This window comes from Cedecea sp. Ae19-4, assembly GCF_059801165.1.
On sequence record NZ_JBCHWG010000002.1, the window covers coordinates 1,046,154 to 1,067,362 of the forward strand.

Annotated in this window: 21 protein-coding genes; 12 read left to right on the plus strand and 9 right to left on the minus strand. The window is 52.9% G+C overall.

Going from position 1 to position 21,209, the window contains the following annotated elements; all coding sequences use genetic code 11:
• Positions 1-59 precede the first annotated feature (59 nt).
• From murC to lpxC, 6 genes are all read left to right on the plus strand, one after another.
• Complete coding sequence (murC, locus tag AAIE02_RS17725; protein WP_008461793.1) at positions 60-1,535, plus strand: UDP-N-acetylmuramate--L-alanine ligase; 1,476 nt, start codon at positions 60-62, stop codon at positions 1,533-1,535.
• Complete coding sequence (locus AAIE02_RS17730; RefSeq protein ID WP_498532968.1) at positions 1,528-2,448, plus strand: D-alanine--D-alanine ligase; 921 nt, start codon at positions 1,528-1,530, stop codon at positions 2,446-2,448. The genes murC and AAIE02_RS17730 overlap by 8 nt, the downstream gene beginning before the upstream one ends.
• 1 nt (position 2,449) lies before the next feature.
• Positions 2,450-3,286, plus strand: coding sequence for a cell division protein FtsQ (ftsQ, locus tag AAIE02_RS17735; RefSeq protein ID WP_008461795.1), 837 nt, complete (start codon positions 2,450-2,452; stop codon positions 3,284-3,286).
• Positions 3,283-4,539, plus strand: a complete 1,257-nt coding sequence (gene ftsA, locus AAIE02_RS17740; RefSeq protein ID WP_008461798.1) for a cell division protein FtsA — start codon at positions 3,283-3,285, stop codon at positions 4,537-4,539. Before ftsQ ends, ftsA begins: the two co-directional genes overlap by 4 nt.
• Before the next feature lie 63 nt (positions 4,540-4,602).
• Complete coding sequence (gene ftsZ / locus AAIE02_RS17745; RefSeq protein WP_008461800.1) at positions 4,603-5,754, plus strand: cell division protein FtsZ; 1,152 nt, start codon at positions 4,603-4,605, stop codon at positions 5,752-5,754.
• Between the two features lie 101 nt (positions 5,755-5,855).
• Positions 5,856-6,773, plus strand: a complete 918-nt coding sequence (gene lpxC / locus AAIE02_RS17750; RefSeq protein WP_085541415.1) for a UDP-3-O-acyl-N-acetylglucosamine deacetylase — start codon at positions 5,856-5,858, stop codon at positions 6,771-6,773.
• 8 nt (positions 6,774-6,781) lie between these two features.
• Here the strand turns inward: lpxC and AAIE02_RS17755 are convergent, their stop codons facing one another.
• The gene (locus tag AAIE02_RS17755; protein ID WP_008461805.1) at positions 6,782-7,297 is read right to left on the minus strand and encodes a DUF721 domain-containing protein; all 516 of its coding nucleotides are present in this window, start codon (positions 7,295-7,297) and stop codon (positions 6,782-6,784) included.
• 22 nt (positions 7,298-7,319) lie between these two features.
• Here AAIE02_RS17755 and secM point away from each other — a divergent pair, with 22 nt between their 5' ends.
• The 3 genes from secM to mutT all read left to right on the plus strand — a co-directional run bounded on the left by secM (position 7,320) and on the right by mutT (position 11,047).
• A complete protein-coding gene (gene secM, locus AAIE02_RS17760) occupies positions 7,320-7,826 on the plus strand; it encodes a secA translation cis-regulator SecM (protein ID WP_336818425.1) in 507 nt (168 codons plus the stop codon).
• 63 nt (positions 7,827-7,889) lie between these two features.
• Positions 7,890-10,595: a preprotein translocase subunit SecA gene (secA, locus tag AAIE02_RS17765; protein WP_008461809.1), complete on the plus strand. Its 2,706-nt coding sequence runs from the start codon at positions 7,890-7,892 to the stop codon at positions 10,593-10,595.
• A gap of 62 nt (positions 10,596-10,657) precedes the next feature.
• A complete protein-coding gene (gene mutT, locus AAIE02_RS17770) occupies positions 10,658-11,047 on the plus strand; it encodes an 8-oxo-dGTP diphosphatase MutT (RefSeq protein WP_008461811.1) in 390 nt (129 codons plus the stop codon).
• Here mutT and yacG read toward each other — a convergent pair.
• Genes yacG through coaE form a run of 3 tightly spaced genes read right to left on the minus strand, consistent with a single transcriptional unit; the run spans position 11,044 to position 12,614 of the window.
• The gene (gene yacG, locus AAIE02_RS17775) at positions 11,044-11,241 is read right to left on the minus strand and encodes a DNA gyrase inhibitor YacG (RefSeq protein WP_498532969.1); all 198 of its coding nucleotides are present in this window, start codon (positions 11,239-11,241) and stop codon (positions 11,044-11,046) included. The genes mutT and yacG overlap by 4 nt on opposite strands.
• Positions 11,242-11,250: 9 nt before the next feature.
• Positions 11,251-11,994 (minus strand): cell division protein ZapD, encoded by a 744-nt coding sequence (gene zapD, locus AAIE02_RS17780; RefSeq protein WP_498532989.1) that lies wholly within the window; start codon positions 11,992-11,994, stop codon positions 11,251-11,253.
• Positions 11,994-12,614 carry a dephospho-CoA kinase gene (coaE, locus tag AAIE02_RS17785; RefSeq protein WP_166876779.1) on the minus strand — a complete coding sequence of 207 codons (621 nt, stop codon included), beginning with the start codon at positions 12,612-12,614 and terminating at the stop codon, positions 11,994-11,996. The genes zapD and coaE overlap by 1 nt, the downstream gene beginning before the upstream one ends.
• A 387-nt stretch (positions 12,615-13,001) precedes the next feature.
• On the opposite strand from coaE, the gene AAIE02_RS17790 reads away from it, so the two are divergent.
• Positions 13,002-14,045 (plus strand): GMP reductase, encoded by a 1,044-nt coding sequence (locus tag AAIE02_RS17790; protein WP_498532970.1) that lies wholly within the window; start codon positions 13,002-13,004, stop codon positions 14,043-14,045.
• Positions 14,046-14,074: 29 nt separating this feature from the next.
• On the opposite strand, the gene hofC is transcribed toward AAIE02_RS17790, so the two are convergent.
• From hofC to nadC, 4 genes are all read right to left on the minus strand, one after another.
• Positions 14,075-15,280, minus strand: a complete 1,206-nt coding sequence (gene hofC, locus AAIE02_RS17795; RefSeq protein ID WP_498532971.1) for a protein transport protein HofC — start codon at positions 15,278-15,280, stop codon at positions 14,075-14,077.
• Positions 15,273-16,652 (minus strand): type II secretion system protein GspE, encoded by a 1,380-nt coding sequence (gene gspE / locus AAIE02_RS17800; RefSeq protein ID WP_498532972.1) that lies wholly within the window; start codon positions 16,650-16,652, stop codon positions 15,273-15,275. The genes hofC and gspE overlap by 8 nt, the downstream gene beginning before the upstream one ends.
• Positions 16,649-17,104, minus strand: a complete 456-nt coding sequence (gene ppdD, locus AAIE02_RS17805) for a prepilin peptidase-dependent pilin (RefSeq protein ID WP_498532973.1) — start codon at positions 17,102-17,104, stop codon at positions 16,649-16,651. Before ppdD ends, gspE begins: the two co-directional genes overlap by 4 nt.
• Before the next feature lie 185 nt (positions 17,105-17,289).
• Positions 17,290-18,180, minus strand: a complete 891-nt coding sequence (gene nadC, locus AAIE02_RS17810) for a carboxylating nicotinate-nucleotide diphosphorylase (RefSeq protein WP_498532974.1) — start codon at positions 18,178-18,180, stop codon at positions 17,290-17,292.
• Positions 18,181-18,263: 83 nt separating this feature from the next.
• Between nadC and ampD the strand changes: the two genes are divergently transcribed.
• Both ampD and ampE read left to right on the plus strand, forming a co-directional pair.
• Positions 18,264-18,827 carry a 1,6-anhydro-N-acetylmuramyl-L-alanine amidase AmpD gene (gene ampD / locus AAIE02_RS17815; RefSeq protein ID WP_336707806.1) on the plus strand — a complete coding sequence of 188 codons (564 nt, stop codon included), beginning with the start codon at positions 18,264-18,266 and terminating at the stop codon, positions 18,825-18,827.
• Positions 18,824-19,678: a beta-lactamase regulator AmpE gene (ampE, locus tag AAIE02_RS17820; RefSeq protein WP_166876761.1), complete on the plus strand. Its 855-nt coding sequence runs from the start codon at positions 18,824-18,826 to the stop codon at positions 19,676-19,678. Before ampD ends, ampE begins: the two co-directional genes overlap by 4 nt.
• A 49-nt stretch (positions 19,679-19,727) precedes the next feature.
• On the opposite strand, the gene aroP is transcribed toward ampE, so the two are convergent.
• Complete coding sequence (aroP, locus tag AAIE02_RS17825) at positions 19,728-21,095, minus strand: aromatic amino acid transporter AroP (RefSeq protein ID WP_498532990.1); 1,368 nt, start codon at positions 21,093-21,095, stop codon at positions 19,728-19,730.
• Between the last annotated feature and the right edge of the window lie 114 nt (positions 21,096-21,209).

Genomic DNA, 21,209 nt, shown 5'->3' on the forward strand with positions numbered 1-21,209 from the left:
GGCAAATTGTCGCCCGTAAATTTGATGTAATGGCGGCATGCCGCTTGCAGGTTTAGAGAATGAATACACAACAACTGGCGAAACTGCGTTCAATTGTGCCTGAGATGCGTCGCGTCCGGCACATTCACTTTGTTGGCATCGGCGGCGCCGGTATGGGCGGTATTGCTGAAGTATTGGCTAACGAAGGTTACCAGATCAGCGGTTCCGATTTGGCGCCGAACCCGGTCACGCAGCAGTTGTCGGCACTGGGTGCCACGATTTATTTCAACCATCGCCCTGAAAATGTGCGCGAGGCAAGCGTGGTTGTTGTTTCTACGGCAATTTCTGCGGATAACCCAGAAATTGTTGCTGCCCACGAAGCGCGTATTCCGGTCATCCGTCGTGCTGAAATGCTGGCTGAACTGATGCGTTTCCGTCACGGCATTGCGATTGCGGGGACGCATGGCAAAACCACGACAACGGCGATGGTATCGAGCATTTATGCCGAAGCGGGCCTGGATCCAACGTTTGTAAATGGTGGTCTGGTGAAAGCCGCAGGTGTCCATGCCCGCCTGGGCAACAGTCGCTACCTGATTGCAGAGGCTGACGAAAGCGATGCTTCGTTCCTGCACCTGCAGCCGATGGTCTCTATTGTGACCAATATCGAAGCCGATCATATGGATACTTACCAGGGCGACTTCGAAAATTTAAAGCAGACGTTTATTAATTTCCTGCACAACTTGCCGTTTTATGGACGTGCGGTGATGTGCGTAGACGATCCGGTGATTCGTGAGCTTCTGCCGCGCGTGGGTCGTCAAATCACCACATATGGCTTTAGCGACGACGCGGATGTGCGCGTTGAAAATTATCAGCAAAAGGGCGCTCAGGGCTTTTTCACCATTGTGCGTCAGGACAAGCCTGAGATGCATGTGGTGCTGAATGCGCCAGGCCGGCATAACGCGCTGAATGCGGCTGCCGCGGTTGCCGTGGCGACGGAAGAGGGCATCGAAGACGACGCTATTTTGCGTGCGCTCGAAAGCTTCCAGGGGACGGGGCGCCGTTTCGATTTCCTGGGCGAATATCCGCTGGCACCGGTAAACGGCAAAGCGGGTACCGCTATGCTGGTGGACGACTATGGCCACCACCCGACGGAAGTGGATGCCACCATTAAGGCGGCGCGTGCAGGCTGGCCGGATAAAAATCTGGTGATGATTTTCCAGCCACACCGCTATACGCGTACGCGTGATTTGTATGATGACTTTGCTGGGGTGCTGTCCCAGGTAGACTCCCTGGTGATGCTGGAAGTTTATCCTGCAGGTGAAGCACCCATTCCTGGTGCGGATAGCCGTTCTTTATGCCGCACCATTCGCGGCCGTGGCAAAGTTGACCCTATTTTAGTTTCCGATCATGCGGAAGTGGCGGAAATTTTAGCTCCTGTGTTGACGGGAAATGATTTGATCCTCGTTCAAGGTGCCGGGAATATCGGCAAAATCGCCCGAAACCTGGCTGAAATCAAATTGCAGCCTCAAACTAAAGAGGAAGGGCGTCATGGCTGATAAGATCGCCGTTCTTCTGGGAGGAACCTCTGCCGAGCGCGAGGTCTCTCTGCAATCCGGCAGCGCAGTGCTGGCGGGATTAAAAGAAGCGGGTATTGATGCACATGCTTTTGATCCACAAAGCGAGTCTGTACTTGAGCTGAAGGCTCAGGGGTTTGACAAGGTTTTTATCGCGCTGCACGGTCGCGGGGGTGAAGACGGGACTTTGCAAGGGCTGTTGGAGTTCCTTCAACTGCCTTATACCGGCAGCGGCGTTATGGCTTCGGCGATAACGATGGATAAGCTGCGCAGCAAACTGCTGTGGCAGGGGGCAGGTTTACCCGTTGCGCCATGGGTTGCCGTCAACCGTCAGGATTTTGCAGCAGGCCTGAGCGCAGCGCTGGTTGAGCGTGTTACTGCATTAGGTTTACCGGTTATCGTCAAGCCGAGCCGTGAAGGTTCCAGCGTGGGTATGTCTAAGGTGGACTGCGTAGATGTGCTGCCAGCCGCGCTTGAGCTGGCCTTCGAGCATGACGAAGAAGTGCTGATTGAAAAATGGTTGAGTGGCCCGGAGTATACGGTTGCGATTTTAGGCGAGGAAATTTTACCGTCTATTCGCATCCAACCCGCTGGAACCTTCTATGATTATGAAGCGAAGTATCTCTCTGATGAAACTCAATATTTCTGCCCCGGTGGATTAATTGAACAAAGAGAGCAGGAATTGCAGACATTAGTTCTGCAGGCCTGGCAGATTCTCGGCTGTAGCGGCTGGGGCCGGGTCGATGTGATGCTGGATAGCGATGGTCAGTTTTATCTGTTAGAAGTGAACACTTCTCCGGGGATGACCAGCCACAGCCTTGTGCCGATGGCGGCTCGCCAGGCGGGAATGAGCTTCTCACAATTGGTTGTACGTATTTTGGAACTGGCGGACTGATATGTCGCAGGCTGCACTGAATGCGCGTAATCGTGCCGAGGAAAATGCCAGCGCTCGGCGCAGCAACGGCTCCCGTCTGGCAGGGATGATTTTCCTGGGCGCGGTATTGTTGAGCGTGTTTATCGGCGGTTGGATTGTGGTGGGCTGGATGGAAGATGCCCAGCGTTTACCACTCTCCAGGCTGGTGGTAACCGGGGAGCGGCACTACACACGTAATGATGATATACGCCAGTCTATTCTGGCCCTGGGGCCTCCGGGTACTTTTATGACCCAGGATGTGAATATCATCCAACAGCAGATAGAACGCTTGCCCTGGATCAAGCAGGCAAGCGTTAGAAAGCAGTGGCCGGACGAATTGAAGATTCATCTGGTTGAATATGTGCCGATAGCACGTTGGAATGACCAGCATATGGTTGACGCAGAGGGAAATTCCTTCAGCGTACCAGCAGAACGTACCAGCAAGCAGACTTTGCCGATGCTTTCCGGCCCGGAAGGCAGCGAAAACGAAGTTCTGCAAGGTTACCGTGACATGGGCGTGGTGCTGGCAAAGGATAAATTTACGTTGAAACAAGCGGCTATGACCGCTCGTCGCTCCTGGCAGTTGACGCTGAATAACGGAATTAAGCTCAACCTTGGTCGGGGCGACACGATGAAACGTCTGGATCGTTTTGTAGAACTGTACCCGGTTCTGCAGCAGCAGGCGCAGGCTGATAACAAACGGATCAGTTATGTCGACCTGCGATACGATTCAGGCGCCGCGGTAGGTTGGGAGGCACTTCCTCCTCCGGTACCTAATCCGAATCAGCAACAGAATCAGGCACAGGCAGAACAACGATGATCAAGGCGACGGACAGAAAACTGGTAGTTGGACTGGAGATTGGCACCGCGAAGGTTGCCGCTTTAGTAGGGGAAGTTCTGCCCGACGGTATGGTCAATATTATTGGCGTGGGCAGCTGCCCTTCGCGTGGTATGGACAAAGGCGGAGTAAACGACCTTGAGTCGGTGGTTAAATGCGTTCAACGGGCGATTGACCAGGCTGAATTGATGGCAGACTGCCAGATATCTTCAGTTTACCTGGCGCTGTCCGGCAAGCATATCAGCTGCCAAAACGAGATAGGCATGGTGCCGATTTCGGAAGAGGAAGTGACGCAAGAAGATGTTGAAAATGTGGTGCATACGGCAAAATCAGTGCGTGTTCGCGATGAACACCGCGTTCTGCATGTGATTCCACAGGAATACGCTATTGATTACCAGGAAGGGATCAAAAATCCGGTAGGCCTGTCCGGCGTCCGTATGCAGGCGAAAGTGCATCTGATTACCTGCCATAACGATATGGCAAAAAACATCGTTAAAGCGGTTGAACGTTGTGGTTTGAAAGTTGACCAATTAATTTTCGCCGGTCTGGCCGCAAGCTACGCGGTACTGACCGAAGATGAACGCGAGCTGGGTGTCTGTGTTGTGGACATCGGCGGTGGTACCATGGATATGGCGGTGTATACCGGCGGTGCGCTGCGTCACACCAAAGTTATCCCTTATGCAGGGAACGTGGTTACCAGCGATATCGCCTATGCGTTCGGAACGCCACCGAGCGATGCTGAGGCGATTAAAGTTCGCCATGGTTGTGCCCTGGGATCTATCGTCGGCAAAGACGAGAACGTTGAGGTTCCGAGCGTGGGTGGACGCCCACCACGCAGTCTTCAGCGTCAGACGCTGGCTGAAGTGATTGAGCCTCGTTACACCGAGCTGCTCAACCTGGTCAATGAAGAGATTTTGCAGTTACAGGAACAGCTTCGCCAGCAGGGTGTGAAACATCATCTGGCGGCGGGGATTGTGTTAACCGGCGGCGCGGCACAAATTGAAGGCCTGGCAGCCTGTGCTCAGCGTGTGTTCCATACGCAGGTGCGTATCGGTCAGCCGTTGAATATTACTGGCCTTACTGATTATGCCCAGGAGTCGTATTACTCGACCGCAGTAGGGTTGCTGCACTACGGGAAAGAGTCACATCTCAGTGGTGAAGCAGAAGTGGAAAAAAGGACCTCTGTTGGCTCATGGTTTAAGCGACTGAACAGCTGGCTGAGAAAAGAATTTTAATTTTTATAAGAGACCGGAGACAATTAGCGGTCTCAGGCGACAGGCACAAAACGGAGAGAAACTATGTTTGAACCTATGGAACTGACCAACGACGCGGTGATTAAAGTCATCGGCGTCGGTGGCGGCGGCGGTAACGCCGTTGAACACATGGTGCGTGAACGCATCGAAGGCGTTGAATTCTTTGCGGTGAACACTGACGCTCAGGCACTGCGTAAAACCGCTGTCGGCCAGACGATCCAGATCGGTAATGGGATCACTAAAGGTCTGGGCGCAGGCGCAAATCCAGAAGTGGGTCGTAACGCTGCGGAAGAAGACCGCGAAGCTTTACGCGCTGCGCTGGACGGGGCAGACATGGTGTTCATCGCTGCTGGTATGGGCGGTGGTACCGGTACGGGTGCTGCTCCTGTTGTTGCCGAAGTAGCTAAAGATTTGGGTATCCTGACCGTTGCCGTCGTGACTAAGCCTTTCAACTTTGAAGGCAAGAAGCGTATGGCTTTCGCGGAGCAGGGTATCGCCGAGCTGTCTAAGCACGTTGACTCCTTGATCACCATCCCGAATGACAAACTGCTGAAAGTGCTGGGACGCGGCATTTCTCTGCTTGACGCATTTGGTGCGGCAAACGACGTACTGAAAGGCGCCGTGCAGGGTATTGCCGAGCTGATTACTCGTCCGGGCCTGATGAACGTTGACTTCGCGGACGTGCGTACGGTTATGTCCGAAATGGGCTACGCCATGATGGGCTCCGGCGTTGCCAGCGGCGAAGACCGTGCTGAAGAAGCGGCAGAAATGGCTATCTCCAGCCCGCTGCTGGAAGATATCGACCTGTCTGGCGCTCGTGGCGTGTTGGTTAACATCACCGCTGGCTTCGACCTGCGTCTGGATGAGTTCGAAACCGTGGGTAACACCATTCGTGCGTTCGCATCTGACAACGCAACTGTGGTTATCGGTACTTCTCTGGATCCAGAGATGAACGACGAACTGCGCGTAACTGTTGTTGCTACTGGGATCGGCATGGACAAACGTCCTGAGATTACCCTGGTGACTAACAAGCAGGTACAGCAGCCAGTGATGGATCGCTACCAGCAGCACGGTATGGCTCCGCTGACGCAAGAGCAAAAGCCGGCCGCTAAAGTGGTGAACGACAACACACCGCAGACGGCGAAAGAGCCTGATTATCTGGATATTCCAGCTTTCCTGCGTAAGCAAGCTGATTAAGAATAAACCGGAAGTTGGGAATATTCGCTCTTTGTGCTAAACTGGCCTGCCGTTAGTGATATACACTCTCGGCTAGCTTAGTAATTTGGCGGGATTATACGATGATCAAACAAAGGACACTTAAACGTATCGTTCAGGCGACTGGCGTCGGTTTACATACCGGCAAAAAAGTCACACTGACGCTGCGCCCTGCGCCGGCAAATACCGGGGTCATCTATCGTCGCACCGACTTGAATCCTCCGGTAGATTTTCCGGCTGATGCCAAATCCGTGCGGGATACCATGCTCTGTACTTGTCTGGTCAACGAGCATGATGTACGGATTTCTACCGTAGAGCACCTCAACGCTGCCCTGGCAGGGCTGGGTATCGACAACATCATTGTTGAAGTCGATGCGCCAGAAATTCCTATTATGGACGGCAGTGCGGCGCCGTTTGTCTATCTGCTGCTTGATGCAGGGATTGACGAACTGAACTCGGCCAAGAAATTTATACGTCTGAAAGAGACGGTTCGCGTGGAAGATGGCGATAAATGGGCTGAAATGTCACCGTTTAATGGTTTCTCGTTGGACTTTACCATCGACTTCAACCATCCGGCGATTGATGCAAGCACCCAGCGCTACACCATGAACTTCTCTGCTGAAGCATTTATGCGTCAGATTAGCCGTGCGCGTACCTTCGGTTTTATGCGTGATATCGAATATCTGCAGTCCCGCGGCCTGTGCCTGGGTGGCAGCTTCGATTGTGCCATCGTTGTTGACGATTATCGCGTATTGAACGAAGACGGCCTGCGTTTTGAAGATGAATTCGTTCGTCACAAAATGCTGGATGCTATCGGCGATCTGTTCATGTGTGGCCACAACATTATCGGCGCGTTTACCGCCTATAAGTCTGGTCATGCCCTGAACAACAAACTGCTGCAGGCTGTTTTGGCTAAACAGGAAGCCTGGGAATGGGCGACCTTCGAAGACGAAGCCGAACTTCCGCTGGCGTTTAAAGCACCTAAACTGGTGCTGGCGTAACGCTTAAATTAGCGATTACGACTGGTTTTGCTGGTACCCTCTCCGGCCAGTGAAGCCAGTCGTTCTATTGTTGCTCTTAATTTCTCCGGGCTACGTTTAGCCACCTCTCTCAACGCTTCTGCACTCTGCTTACTCAGTTGACGATTCACTTCGTATTTCTCAGTCTCTGTCTGAGTGGTGTTTTCTTGAACAAATTCCTGCCCTTTTGCCGCCAGCGAAGGATTAATCCTGATGTCGATTGATGTCAATGATGGTAAGATTTGGGCGCGTAATGCACTCAGCAGCGTGGCTTGTTCATAGCGTAAGCGCATCAGCCAGCTGGCATTTGCGGTTTCAAGGACGAGAATGCCCTGACGGAAGTTGGCCACCCGGCACCAGGGATGCAGTGGAGCAGGCAAAATGCTTTTCACTGCCCGGTTAAGACGCAGCAGAGCGACGGCACGTTGCTGTACGTTCTGTAGCATGCTTTCCTGACCGGCTTCGTCAAACAGATTTTCTAAAGATTGCGGGCGACTGTCGCGCATACATTAAGCTCCGGCGGAAAAAGTGATTGGTATTCTAAATCGTTGGCGACAATTTGGCAGACGTTATTTCTGGCCGCATCTCCTGTTGGGGATGGTCGCGGCGAGTTTTGGCATGCCTGCGCTCAACGGTAACACAGAAACCGGCGTGCCCGCTGAAGCTTCCGCCAGCCGTCACGATTCGGCACGGCAGCTGCGTTTCGATAGCCTTGTTCAACTGCAAGAAAGCACTCGCCGTCCTTCCTTTAGTGTGGACTACTGGCACCAGCATGCAATCCGCACCGTTATCCGTCATCTTTCCTTTGCTATGGCACCTCAGGCTTTGCCTGTGGCACAGGAAAGCGTGCCGCTTCAGGCACAGCACCTTGCCCTGCTGGACACGCTTAGCGCGCTGTTAACGCAGGAAAGTAAACCTCCCGTTATTGTTCGCCAGACTGCGTTTAGGGCATCTCCTGTAGGAGACGTTTTCAGTACCGTGGCGTGGATCCGTCAGGTACAGGGCATCCGCGCAGGCCCGCTTTGCCTCAGCTAATTCATCTTCCAAACTAACAACAATTTATTGACCGTACTGACGGCAGGCGTTTGAGAATTTATTATGCTAATCAAATTATTAACTAAAGTTTTCGGTAGTCGTAACGATCGTACACTGCGCCGTATGCGCAAAGTGGTTTCCGTGATCAACAGCATGGAACCGCAGATGGAAAAGCTCACGGATGATGAGCTGAAGGCTAAAACCGGTGAGTTCCGCGCGCGTCTGGAAAAAGGTGAAGTGCTGGAAACGCTAATCCCGGAAGCTTTCGCTGTTGTTCGTGAAGCAAGTAAGCGCGTCTTCGGCATGCGTCACTTCGACGTGCAGCTGCTGGGCGGTATGGTCCTGAACGATCGCTGCATCGCGGAAATGCGTACTGGGGAAGGTAAAACCCTGACGGCAACGCTGCCAGCTTATCTGAACGCACTGAGCGGCAAAGGTGTGCACGTTGTTACCGTGAACGACTACCTGGCCCAGCGTGACGCCGAAAACAACCGTCCTCTGTTTGAATATCTGGGGCTGAGCGTAGGTATCAACCTACCAGGCATGCCAGCGCCTGCTAAGCGTGAAGCTTACGCAGCAGACATCACCTACGGTACCAACAACGAATACGGTTTCGACTACCTCCGCGACAATATGGCTTTCAGCCCTGAAGAGCGCGTGCAGCGCAAGCTTCACTATGCGCTGGTGGATGAAGTTGACTCCATCCTGATCGACGAAGCGCGTACGCCGCTGATCATCTCCGGCCCTGCGGAAGACAGCTCTGAGCTGTACAAACGCGTGAACAAAATCATTCCGCACCTGATGCGTCAGGAAAAAGAAGACTCTGACACCTTCCAGGGTGAAGGCCACTTCTCCGTGGATGAAAAATCTCGCCAGGTTAACCTGACCGAACGTGGTCTGGTGCTGATTGAAGAGCTGCTTGTGCAAGAAGGCATGATGGAAGAGGGCGAGTCGCTGTACTCACCAGCCAACATCATGCTGATGCATCATGTGACCGCGGCACTTCGCGCCCATGCGCTGTTCACCCGCGACGTTGACTACATCGTTAAAGATGGCGAAGTCATCATCGTTGATGAACACACGGGCCGTACTATGCAGGGGCGTCGTTGGTCAGATGGTCTTCACCAGGCCGTTGAGGCAAAAGAAGGCGTCGAAATTCAGAATGAAAACCAGACGCTGGCGTCCATCACCTTCCAGAACTACTTCCGTCTTTACGAGAAGCTGGCAGGGATGACCGGTACTGCAGACACCGAAGCGTTTGAATTTAGCTCTATTTATAAGCTCGACACCATCGTTGTGCCGACCAACCGCCCAATGATCCGTAAAGATATGCCGGATCTGGTCTACATGACCGAACTGGATAAAATTGGCGCGATTATCGAAGACATTAAAGAGCGTACCGCGAACGGCCAGCCTGTGCTGGTGGGGACCATCTCCATTGAGAAATCTGAAGTGGTTTCCAATGAGTTGACCAAGGCCGGTATCAAACACAATGTTCTGAATGCCAAGTTCCACGCCAACGAAGCGGCTATCGTTGCTCAGGCGGGTTACCCAGCCGCGGTAACTATCGCGACTAACATGGCGGGTCGTGGTACGGATATCGTGTTGGGCGGGAGCTGGCAGGAAGAGATTGCTGAGCTGGATGAGCCAACGCCAGAGCAAATTGCTCAGATCAAAGCGGACTGGAAAGTTCGCCACGATGCGGTACTGGCTTCAGGTGGTCTGCATATCATCGGCACCGAGCGTCATGAATCCCGCCGTATCGATAACCAGCTGCGTGGCCGTTCTGGCCGTCAGGGTGATGCCGGTTCTTCCCGCTTCTACCTGTCGATGGAAGATGCCCTGATGCGTATCTTCGCCTCGGATCGCGTATCCAATATGATGCGTAAACTGGGTATGAAGCCGGGCGAAGCCATTGAACACCCTTGGGTAACCAAGGCGATTGCCAACGCACAGCGTAAAGTCGAAAGCCGTAACTTTGATATTCGTAAGCAGCTGCTGGAATACGATGACGTCGCAAACGATCAGCGCCGCGCTATTTATACCCAGCGTAATGAGCTGCTCGACGTTACCGACGTGAGCGAAACCATCGCCAGCATTCGTGAAGACGTCTTCAAAGTCACCATCGATGCGCATATTCCGCCTCAGTCTCTGGAAGAAATGTGGGATGTAGAAGGTCTGGAAGAACGCCTGAAAAACGACTTTGATCTCGAGATGCCAATCAAAGAGTGGCTGGACAAAGAACCTGAGCTGCACGAAGAAACGCTGCGTGAGCGTATTCTGCAGACGGCGATTGAGCTTTATCAACGTAAAGAAGAAGTCGTCGGTGCAGAAATGATGCGCCACTTCGAAAAAGGCGTGATGCTGCAAACGCTGGATTCCCTGTGGAAAGAGCATCTGGCCGCAATGGATTACCTGCGTCAGGGGATCCACCTGCGCGGTTATGCGCAGAAAGATCCGAAGCAGGAATACAAGCGTGAATCCTTCTCTATGTTTGCCGCGATGCTGGAGTCACTGAAATATGAAGTGATCAGCACCCTGAGCAAAGTCCAGGTCCGCCTGCCGGAAGAAGTTGAAGCGATGGAACAACAGCGTCGTGAAGAAGCCGAGCGTCTGGCACGTATGCAGCAGCTTAGTCATGTGGATGATGAAACTCAGGCCGCACAGGCGCTGGCAGCAGAAACTGGCGATCGTAAAGTGGGTCGGAACGATCCTTGCCCTTGCGGTTCCGGTAAGAAATACAAACAGTGCCATGGCCGTCTGAGCTAAGGTCTGACAAAATCGAAAAGGCGCAGCTTGCTGCGCCTTTTTTACGCATGGAGTTTGAGAGTATGAAGCAACTGCAAATCGCTGTCGGCATTATCCGTAATCAACAGGGTGAAATTTTTATCACGCAGCGCGCAGCCGATGCGCACATGGCGAATAAATGGGAATTTCCCGGCGGGAAGATTGAGGCAGGTGAATCCCCGGAACAGGCCGTTATCCGGGAATTACAGGAAGAAACCGGTATTGTGGTGCAAAGTGCCAGCCTGTTTGAAACCCTGGAGTACCAGTTCCCGGATCGTCATATTTCCCTGTGGTTCTATCTGATAGAAAGTTGGGAAGGTGAACCCTGGGGCAAAGAAGGGCAACCCGGGCGTTGGGTTGCTCAAGGGGAACTCATCGCCGACGAGTTTCCGCCAGCCAATGAGCCCGTCATTTTAAAGCTGCTAAACGATTAGCGTTCCTGGTCTTCGCTCCAGCCTTCGCTTTCAGAGAGGTCGCCGCTGCTGGGAATACGTTTTTCCTCAGCGGCCCACTCGCCCAGGTCGATAAGCTGGCAGCGCTTGCTGCAAAATGGTCGGTATGGGCTGCTTTCGTTCCAGATAACCGCTTTGCCGCAGCCAGGACAATTAACGATGGTTTCTTCGTTCATGTTGTTTCCTTAGCAACAGGCCAGCTCAAAGTCGAGGCGTTCAGGCACCAGGCCATTCTCTGAATCCAGCGGCATAAAACGAATCGCAAAGCGGCTTTTGTGGCCGGAAATCTGTGGATAAAGCTGATCGCCGAGAGTGAGATGAAGACGAAGCAGGTCGGCATCGTCGCCATTGTCCTGGTAGAATCCATTGAGGCTGGTTTGTTTCCGGAATGGCGCAGAATTGCGGATGATGTCCAGCAGAAGATCGAGCGACTGTTTCACTGGTTCGAGACTGTTTAGCCAAAAATGAACCTGAGCATCGCGTTGTTCCTGCGGCAGATAAAGCCAAATGTGCAGGGTAGGCAGGTCGAAGCTACAGCAGCCGCCTGGGATGCTAAGCCGTTGGCGTACCAGCGCAATAAGGCGATCTTCTCGCAGAATTTGCCCGATGCGCGGCGCGGCCATCAACACGCTGCCGCAGCTCTCCAACTGGCTTCGCAGCGAGTCGATGCGCTGCATATCAACCCCCGGGACTTCTGACCAGCTCAGCAGTTTACGCTGCTGACGGCTTATCTCTTTGAGAATATCGGTGCGAATTTCGCCCCTTTCAAACACATCCAGTAAGTCACCGACGTTACGAAAAAAATGCAGCGCCTTTGCGCTGTCATTGATAGGAAGTGCTGACTGCATCTGTTGGATCAAAAACTCAATACGCAGCCATGTGCGCATTTTCTCATTCAATGGGTGTTCGAAAAGAACATGAGTGTTCATCATTCTGCTTCCTGTTGTGCGGCCAGACTAGCCAGTTTCAGGTACTGGCGATGCAGGCGGTCAACATGCACGACAACGTCCTGGGGACTGCCGTCATTATTAATTACATCATCTGCCACGGCGAGGCGAGCTTCCCGGGACGCCTGAGCGTCCAGAATCTGCTGGGCGTGTTCGCGGGAAACATTGTCCCGCAGCATAGTACGCGCAATCTGGGTCTCGGGGGAAACATCCACCACTAAAATCCGGTCCGCCTTTTGTTGCAGATTGTTTTCTACCAGCAGAGGGACTACCCACAACACGTAAGGTGAGGTAGCACGAGCAATCTCATCACGAGTTTGCTGCTGGATAATAGGATGTAGCAGGTTATTAACCCATTGCTTTTGCTGCGGGGAGCTGAAGATCGTTTCTCTCAACGCTCGACGGTTTAAAGAACCATCTTCCAGAAGGATCTTTGGGCCAAAATGTTGAGAAATGAGAGCTAACGCACGTTGGCCTGGCTCAACAACCTGACGGGCAATTACATCTGCATCTATGACGGTGACTCCAGCGCGGGAAAAGGCTTCGGCGATGGTACTTTTACCACTGCCAATGCCGCCCGTAAGTGCAACCGTGTAAACCATAAATAACCGATCCTGATGCTATATTTATCAATAAGATAAAAAGTCTTTGGTGGCGTGATTTTAGGTGATTTTGTATCACGTAAAAATCGGGTATTCGCCGTCTGCGGGCTTTTTACCGTTTACCAGGTAAATTTAAACGATTGTAGCGTAAAAAAGTCGGTTTTCGCAGTCTTGCGGAGTCATTATTACTGCGTATGATAGCGTCACTGGAGTTGGCTGTTGTTTGCTCGTTTTACTTTAAGCCACAGGTACGTTTTCCGTGCTTGCTCACCCCAGTGTCTGATTTCTGTATATCTGGGGTCCGGGCTTGCCGTTGTTCTCTGTCTTGAGTAATGAAGAGCCTACCGCCGATCGCGTTCATCGCCATTCGACCCAGGGATCTGCATCATGCGTATTGAAGAAGATTTGAAGTTAGGTTTTAAAGACGTTTTAATTCGCCCAAAACGCTCCACCCTCAAAAGCCGTTCAGACGTTGAGCTGGAACGTCAATTCACATTCAAGCATTCCGGTATCACCTGGTCTGGCGTCCCTATTATTGCTGCGAATATGGACACCGTAGGCACTTTCGCGATGGCGCAGGCGCTGGCCTCATTCGATATTCTTACCGCCGTGCACAAACACTACTCTGTAGAAGAGTGGAGCAACTTTATTCATTCCGTGCCTGAAAACCTGTTGCGCCATATCATGGTCTCAACCGGCACTTCTGATGCAGATTTTGCCAAAACTAAGCAGATTCTGGCTCTGACTCCTGCACTGAAATTTATCTGCATCGACGTGGCGAACGGCTACTCTGAGCACTTCACCCAGTTCGTCAGCAAAGCCCGCGAAGCATGGCCTGATAAAGTTATCTGTGCGGGTAATGTGGTTACCGGTGAAATGTGTGAAGAGCTGATCTTGTCAGGGGCCGATATCGTGAAAGTGGGCATTGGCCCAGGCTCTGTATGCACCACGCGCGTTAAAACCGGCGTGGGCTACCCTCAGCTTTCCGCCGTCATTGAATGTGCTGATGCAGCTCACGGCCTAGGCGGCCAGATCGTCAGCGACGGTGGCTGTACTGTGCCGGGCGATGTAGCTAAAGCCTTTGGTGGTGGAGCTGACTTCGTTATGCTGGGCGGTATGCTGGCAGGGCATGAAGAAAGCGGTGGTACCGTTGTTGAGCAGGATGGCGAGAAGTTTATGTTGTTCTACGGCATGAGCTCCGAGTCTGCCATGACCCGCCACGTAGGCGGTGTTGCGCAGTACCGCGCTGCAGAAGGCAAAACCGTTAAGCTGCCTCTGCGCGGGCCGGTGGAAAATACCGCTCGCGATATCCTTGGCGGCCTGCGTTCTGCCTGTACCTATGTAGGTGCCTCTCGCCTTAAAGAGCTGACTAAACGCACAACTTTCATCCGCGTAGCGGAACAGGAAAACCGCGTTTTCAATAGCCTCTGATGAGCATCGATGACGCAGCTCAGGCTGCGTCATCCTCCTCCCATGGCATCCCCCATCTGGAAAATAGGTAGATACATGGCTATCACCAGCGTGCCAATGATCAAGCCAATGACCAGCATCATGACTGGCTCCAGCGTGGCGGCAAGATTTTCAGCCAGCTCCTGCGTTTTCTCATAATGCCAGCGCGCCAGGCGCTCAAGCATCAGATCCAGAGAACCGGATTCTTCACCAATTCGAACCAACTGTTGGCAAAGTGGTGTGAAATACCCCGACTGCTCCAACGCCTGCCAGAGGGGCTTTCCCTCGGAAACCCGATCGCGTACATCAGTAATTTGCCGTTGCCAGAACGTCTGGGTCAGCGTTTTTTCAACCGCTTCAAGACCCTGTAACAAGGGGACGCCAGAGTGCTGAGACAGCGTTAGTACGGTAAATATCTGGCTGAGTAGCTGGCCTCGCCTCAAGGGAGCAATGACCGGTACTTTTAACAGCAGTAATTGTTCTTTTTCTCGAATGACGGGTTGGGTGCGGCGAAGCCACCAACCTATAACGGCTAAGAGCATAGCGGTTAAAATCCACCATCCTCCTTGAGACGTTGCCCACTCTGAAAGACTCATAACGGCCTGGGTGATCGCGGGCAGAGGCGCGTTAAAAGAACGATAGATATTGGCAAACTCAGGCAGAACAAACCCAACCATGCCTGCGGTTACCAGCAGTGCAACAATCAAAATAAAGAGCGGATAACGCAGGGCTTTCACGACCTTTTTGCTGAGTTGGTAGTGTTGTTCTTGTTGTTCTGCCAGCCGCTGGCAGCACTCTGCAAGCCTTCCCGTCAGCTCTCCGGTATGCAGTAATGCAATAAACAGGGGCGGGAAGATATGGGGCCATTGCTTAAGCGCTTCGGAAAACGGTATGCCCTGCGCTACCTGTCGTTCTATGTGCTGTAATAATGCCGACCATGCAGGTTTGGGATGCTGGCGGGCTATGAGCAACAGCGCGTCAGTTAAGGCGATACCGGCATGGATCAGCGCTGCAAGTTGCCGGACAAAGTCAATTTTGTGCTGAATATGCCAACAGGATCTCCCTGACAGCGATGATTTTTTAACGGACAGGAGCTGAAGCTGCTGCTGAGCAAGCTCCTCCTCAAGAGAAGCGCGCTCGCCGGCAAGTGATTCACCATTTTTTAATTGGCCTTCGTGGTCTATGGCTTCCCATCGCCAAAGCAGAGGTTTAGGCATGTGGCATACCCAGCACGCGGTAAACCTCTTCCAGCGTCGTATGGCCTTGTGCTACGGCAACGCAGCCATTTTCGAAAAGCGTACTCATCCCTTGCTCTCTGGCGAGACTTTCAATGTTACTTGCGGATTTGCCTTGCGTGATGGCTTGTCTTAGAGCGGCGGATAGCGGCAGGATTTCAAATAACGCTGTTCGCCCATAATATCCTCCGTAGCAACGTTCACATCCTGTCGGATGCCAATTGGGCAGCGCGGAAGGCCAAATGTGTCCAGGTAATGTTATGGCTGGTTCGTGGTGTGTTTTGCAGTGAGGGCAAAGCTTTCTCACCAGCCTTTGAGCCACGATGATATTCAAGGCAGATGCGATCATCCAGCGAGGAATGGCCATTTGCTCCAGGCGGACAAGCGTTTCAACGGTGGAGTTGGTGTGCAATGTCGATAAAACCAGGTGCCCGGTCTGGGCAGCTTTGATGGCAATTTCTGCTGTTTCACCATCCCTGATTTCACCGACCATAATGACGTCTGGATCCTGCCTCAGTAATGCGCGTAGGACGTGCTGAAAGGTGAGACCAGCCTTAGGGTTTATCTGCGTCTGGTTCAGCCCTTCCTGAGGAATTTCTATGGGATCTTCTACGCTGCAGACGTTGATACCCGGTTGGTTAAGCGCCGCCAGGGCGCTATACAGCGTAATGGTTTTTCCGCTCCCTGTAGGACCGGTTACCAGAATCATCCCCTGCGGGGCCTGGAGTGATTGCTGAAGTTGTTTTTTTTCATCCTCTGACATCCCCAGAGAATGAATGTCCATATGCTGTTTGCCCTGCTGAAGAAGCCGTAAAACGACCTTCTCGCCGTATCGACAAGGCAGGGTCGAGACGCGAAATGACGCTTTCACCTCCTCGGCGAGGTAGTCCATTTGTCCGTCCTGAGGCAGCCGCTTTTCCGCGATATCCAGGTTAGCCAGAATTTTGAGCCTTGCTGTGACGGGCGCGGCCATTGCCTGAGGCAGTAGCGGTTGACATTGCAGCACGCCATCAATGCGAAGCCGAATTCGATAGGCATTTTCGAAGGGCTCAAAATGGATATCGGATGCACGCTGCTGTACGGCGGTGGCAAGTGTTGTATTCAAAAGTGCGACCGCTGAACTGCTGCGGTCGTGCTCCGAAGGCTGAGAGGGCTCCAGCGTTTGCCATTTCTCGAGCCGTTCAATGGGCCAGCTCTCTACATCAATGTGTTTATCACAAAGAAAGCGGAGCGCCTCGTACATTTGCTCGTTTGGGGCTTCAACAGCAGCAATTCGTACCGCGTCAGGCGTTTCCTCTATCAGTATGGCGTTGTAGTGCTGGCATAGGGCGTTAAGCTGTTCTTTTGTGCTCATTTGCCAGCCCCCGCTTGCGCTTCGTTAAAACGGAATACGTCTTCACAGGCTTGTTTCAGCGGCGAGCCGTTTTCCGCAGTGCAGACCCTTGCCCAGCCGGTTACGCCGTTAGCGTCACTCCACTGAGGGGTGAACGTAACCGCCAGCCCGTTCAGGGATTCCTGGCCGTTGAGCGTCACAATCCCGCTGGCAACGCTCATTGAACTGATGTAGCGCGTCGTTTTGGTTTCAGCGATGCCGTTACTGCCGGCATTGCAACCGGAGATCCCTCCACGCTCGATGGCACAAAGTTCGACGGCGGTACGATAGGGCAGGAAGGTTTGCAGCATATCGGTCAAGGCTGCTTTACGAAGGTAGTTTTGATATCCAGGAATGCCGATGGCGCTCAGAATGGCGATGATGCCTATCACCACCATAAGCTCAATTAGCGTAAATCCTTTTTGCTTGTTCATCTGTCGCTCCTTTTGGTTAGAGAGCAACACTGTGCTGAACAGGCTAAGCAATAGCGAACAGGGAAACGGACATTCGGGAAATGCTTTCCGTGTTAGTTAACGCAGTTGTATGTATCGACAATAAAAATGGAAGTCAGTACGCAAAAAAGCGGGCGCAGTGATGGCTGGCCCGCCGTGGTGTTGCATTAGCGGAAGCGCATAGACAAGTCGAGGGCGCGTATGTGCTTAGTCAGAGCACCTACGGAGATGTAGTCCACGCCGGTATCAGCGAATGTTCTCAGCGTCTCTTTGGTCACGTTGCCAGAGACTTCCAGGCGCGCTTTCCCTTGGGTAAGTGCCACGGCTTCACGCATTTGCTCAACGGTAAAGTTGTCCAGCATGATGATGTCAGCCCCAGCTTTGAGCGCTTGTTCCAATTCACCCAGTGACTCAACTTCCACTTCTACCGGCACGTCAGGGTGCATCCAGAATGCTTTCTCCACTGCCTGACGAATAGAGCCGGAAGCAATAATGTGATTTTCTTTGATCAGGAAAGCATCGGAAAGGCCGAGGCGATGGTTGCTGCCCCCGCCGCATAGCACGGCATATTTCAGCGCGGTGCGCAGGCCCGGAAGTGTTTTACGGGTATCCAGCAACTGCGTTTTAGTGCCCTCAAGCAGCGCCACGTAACTGTGAACTTCGCTGGCTACGCCTGAGAGCGTTTGCACGAAGTTCAGCGCCGTTCTTTCTCCGGTCAAGAGAATACGGGCCGGGCCATTAAGCTCAAAAAGTGGCTGATTGATGGTGACTTCAGCGCCATCTTCGACATGCCATGTCACCGTCACGTCGCCGCCAAGCTGAATAAAGACTTCTTCTACCCAGCGTTTACCGCAAAAAATGCCCTTTTCGCGGGTGATAACAACCGCATGCGACGTGTTTTCTGGGGGTAATAATTGTGCCGTGATGTCGTTGTTTGGGTCGACTTCGCCGCCCAGATCTTCTCGCAGCGCCTGGGCTACGGCGAGAGGGATATCGAGGGTAATTCGTTCGAGCAGCTCGTCACGTCGGTGGTCAGGATTATAACGGCGGGGCGGCATGATTAAACTCCAGAATGAATAAGTTAATATTGTTTCATGCTACTCTGAAGCGACTTCAAGTACCACTCTAAGGAGAACCTCTCATGCAGCTTAAAGACGGCTGGCTGGTGGGGGTAAAACATCTGCCATCCCCGCATTGTGACGGCCGACCGGAAGAGGAAAACCCCTCATTGCTGGTGGTGCACAATATTAGTTTGCCGCCGGGGGAGTTCGGTGGCCCCTGGATTGATGCGTTATTTGCCGGAACGCTCGATCCTGTAGCGCACCCTTACTTTGCCGGTATTTCACATTTGCGCGTGTCTGCCCATTGTCTGATTCGCCGGGACGGCGAAATTGTTCAGTACGTCCCTTTCGATAAACGAGCCTGGCATGCGGGCGTCTCGAGCTATCAGGGAAGAGAAAAGTGCAACGACTTTTCTATCGGTATTGAGCTGGAAGGTACCGATACGCTGGCCTATACCGACGCTCAATATGAACAACTCACAGCCTTAGCTAACTTACTGATTCAACACTATCCTGATATGGCGAAAAACATCACGGGCCACAGCGATATAGCACCTGGTCGGAAGACCGATCCAGGCCCTTCGTTTGACTGGCCGCGCTTTTGGGGTGCGGTTGAAGAGGCAACTGACAAGGAGAGCACATGACCCTGTTTACCCTGCTGTTAGTCCTGATGGGCGAGCGATTGTTCAAAATGGGCGAACACTGGCAGTTAGATCATCGTCTTGAAGTCCTGTTTGGACGGGTTAAGCATTTTTCTCTGTTAAGAACGCTGTTAATGACCGCTGCATTTATGGCCGTGGTTTTCCTGATTCTCCGTGCTTTGCATGGGTTACTATTCAACGTCCCACTGCTGGTGTTCTGGATTGCGCTGGGTGTGCTTTGCATCGGGGCCGGGCAGGTCAGGCTGCATTATCATTCGTATCTTAAAGCCGCCAGCCATGATGATGAACATGCCCGTGATGCAATGGCTGCAGAGCTTACATTGATTCATGGTGTTCCGCCTGAGTGCAGTGAGCGTGAATACCTGCGCGAGCTACAAAACGCGCTGCTGTGGATTAACTTCCGTTTCTATCTTGCGCCGCTGTTTTGGTTTGTGGTGGGCGGAACATGGGGGCCGGTTACGCTCGCAGGGTATGCTTTCCTGCGCGCATGGCAGACATGGCTTGCCCGGCATCATACGGCACACGAGCGCTTGCTCTCGGGAATTGACGGCATTCTTCATATTCTTGACTGGGTGCCCGTGCGTTTGGTGGGTGTCGCTTATGCCCTGTTGGGCCACGGTGAGCGAGCGCTTCCGGCCTGGTTTGCATCCCTTGCAGACAGGCATACCTCTCAATACCAGGTTCTCACACAACTGGCACAGTACTCGCTGGCGAGAGAACCCCATCAGGATAAGATGAAAACACCGAAAGCTGCGGTATCGCTGGCGAAGAAAATTTCATTGGTGATTGTGGTCGTGGTGGCGTTACTGACGATTTACGGCACTTTGGTTTAGGGCCGGAAGGCTGTAAGAAAACGCCCCGCATTGCGGGGCGTTTTCTTTATCAGGCTTTCACTGTCTTCAGGTTTTTCTGCTTCAGGAAATAACCGACGCCCAGAATCGCAATCCACACTGGGATCAGGTAAACCGAGATGGCCATACCCGGGGTTATCAGCATGATGACCAGTACGCCAACCATAAACAGCAGGCAGACCCAGTTTCCTAACGGATAGAACAGGGCAGGGAAGCGGGTTTTCACCCCTTGTTGCTGCTTAGCACGGCGGAATTTCATGTGAGCCAGGCTGATCATCGCCCAGTTGATCACCAGGGCTGAGACAACCAGCGCCATCAGCAGGCCGAAAGCAGATTCCGGTGCCATGTAGTTAATCAGCACGCAAAGGGCGGTAAAGCCTGCGGAAACCAGAATCGTGTTCACCGGTACACCGCGCTTATCGACGCTTTTCAACATCTTCGGCGCGTTCCCCTGCTGTGCCAGGCCGAACAGCATACGGCTGTTGCAGTAAACGCAGCTGTTGTAAACCGACAGGGCGGCGGTGAGCACCACGATATTCAGAGCGTTAGCCACGAAAGTGTCGCCCAGCTCATGGAAGATCAGCACGAACGGACTGGTGTCTGCGGTCACGCGCGTCCACGGCAGCAGGGACAGCAGAATCGCCAGCGAACCCACATAGAAAATCAGAATACGGTAGATAACCTGGTTGGTCGCTTTTGGAATGCTCACTTCTGGGTTGTCTGCCTCTGCGGCGGTAATACCGACCAGCTCAAGCCCGCCGAAGGAGAACATAATGATAGCCATCATCATGACCAGCCCGGTGATGCCGTGCGGCAGAAAGCCACCCTGATCCCAGAGGTTGCTGACGGACGCCTGTGGGCCACCGTTGCCGCTAAAGAGTAACCAGCCGCCGAACAGAATCATGGCGATAACCGCCACCACTTTGATGATAGCGAACCAAAACTCCATCTCACCAAAGACTTTAACGTTAGTTAAGTTGATGGCGTTGATAGCGATGAAGAATACCGCCGCTGTAGCCCAGGTTGGGATCTCCGGCCACCAGAACTGGATGTATTTGCCGACGGCTGTCAGTTCAGCCATGGCGACCAGAACGTAGAGTACCCAGTAGTTCCAGCCTGAAGCGAAGCCCGCGAAACCACCCCAGTACTTGTAAGCAAAATGGCTGAAGGACCCGGCTACCGGCTCCTCAACAACCATTTCACCCAGCTGGCGCATAATTAAAAATGCGATAAACCCGGCGATAGCATAGCCGAGAATAATTGCCGGACCTGCGGACTGGATGACGGATGCGCTGCCCAGAAACAGGCCCGTCCCGATAGCTCCACCCAGCGCGATAAGCTGAATGTGGCGGTTTTTAAGACCGCGCTTCAGCGTGTCGCCGTGCTGTTGACCTTCCATCATGTAACCTCGTAGTGGTTAATGTCTGCGCTACATTGACGCGGATGTAATTGTTGTATTCCGTAATGTGTAGTCTTTTTTTTACGGTTATCAATTATGAATTTTGCGGATAGG

Bases quoted from the DNA above. Each gene is read 5' to 3' on its own strand.
- murC (WP_008461793.1), top strand. From the start codon at position 60: ATGAATACACAACAACTGGCGAAACTGCGTTCAATTGTGCCTGAGATG.
- AAIE02_RS17730 (WP_498532968.1), top strand. From the start codon at position 1,528: ATGGCTGATAAGATCGCCGTTCTTCTGGGAGGAACCTCTGCCGAGCGC.
- ftsQ (WP_008461795.1), top strand. From the start codon at position 2,450: ATGTCGCAGGCTGCACTGAATGCGCGTAATCGTGCCGAGGAAAATGCC.
- ftsA (WP_008461798.1), top strand. From the start codon at position 3,283: ATGATCAAGGCGACGGACAGAAAACTGGTAGTTGGACTGGAGATTGGC.
- ftsZ (WP_008461800.1), top strand. From the start codon at position 4,603: ATGTTTGAACCTATGGAACTGACCAACGACGCGGTGATTAAAGTCATC.
- lpxC (WP_085541415.1), top strand. From the start codon at position 5,856: ATGATCAAACAAAGGACACTTAAACGTATCGTTCAGGCGACTGGCGTC.
- AAIE02_RS17755 (WP_008461805.1), bottom strand. From the start codon at position 7,297: ATGCGCGACAGTCGCCCGCAATCTTTAGAAAATCTGTTTGACGAAGCC.
- secA (WP_008461809.1), top strand. From the start codon at position 7,890: ATGCTAATCAAATTATTAACTAAAGTTTTCGGTAGTCGTAACGATCGT.
- mutT (WP_008461811.1), top strand. From the start codon at position 10,658: ATGAAGCAACTGCAAATCGCTGTCGGCATTATCCGTAATCAACAGGGT.
- yacG (WP_498532969.1), bottom strand. From the start codon at position 11,241: ATGAACGAAGAAACCATCGTTAATTGTCCTGGCTGCGGCAAAGCGGTT.
- zapD (WP_498532989.1), bottom strand. From the start codon at position 11,994: ATGAACACTCATGTTCTTTTCGAACACCCATTGAATGAGAAAATGCGC.
- coaE (WP_166876779.1), bottom strand. From the start codon at position 12,614: ATGGTTTACACGGTTGCACTTACGGGCGGCATTGGCAGTGGTAAAAGT.
- AAIE02_RS17790 (WP_498532970.1), top strand. From the start codon at position 13,002: ATGCGTATTGAAGAAGATTTGAAGTTAGGTTTTAAAGACGTTTTAATT.
- hofC (WP_498532971.1), bottom strand. From the start codon at position 15,280: ATGCCTAAACCTCTGCTTTGGCGATGGGAAGCCATAGACCACGAAGGC.
- gspE (WP_498532972.1), bottom strand. From the start codon at position 16,652: ATGAGCACAAAAGAACAGCTTAACGCCCTATGCCAGCACTACAACGCC.
- ppdD (WP_498532973.1), bottom strand. From the start codon at position 17,104: ATGAACAAGCAAAAAGGATTTACGCTAATTGAGCTTATGGTGGTGATA.
- nadC (WP_498532974.1), bottom strand. From the start codon at position 18,180: ATGCCGCCCCGCCGTTATAATCCTGACCACCGACGTGACGAGCTGCTC.
- ampD (WP_336707806.1), top strand. From the start codon at position 18,264: ATGCAGCTTAAAGACGGCTGGCTGGTGGGGGTAAAACATCTGCCATCC.
- ampE (WP_166876761.1), top strand. From the start codon at position 18,824: ATGACCCTGTTTACCCTGCTGTTAGTCCTGATGGGCGAGCGATTGTTC.
- aroP (WP_498532990.1), bottom strand. From the start codon at position 21,095: ATGGAAGGTCAACAGCACGGCGACACGCTGAAGCGCGGTCTTAAAAAC.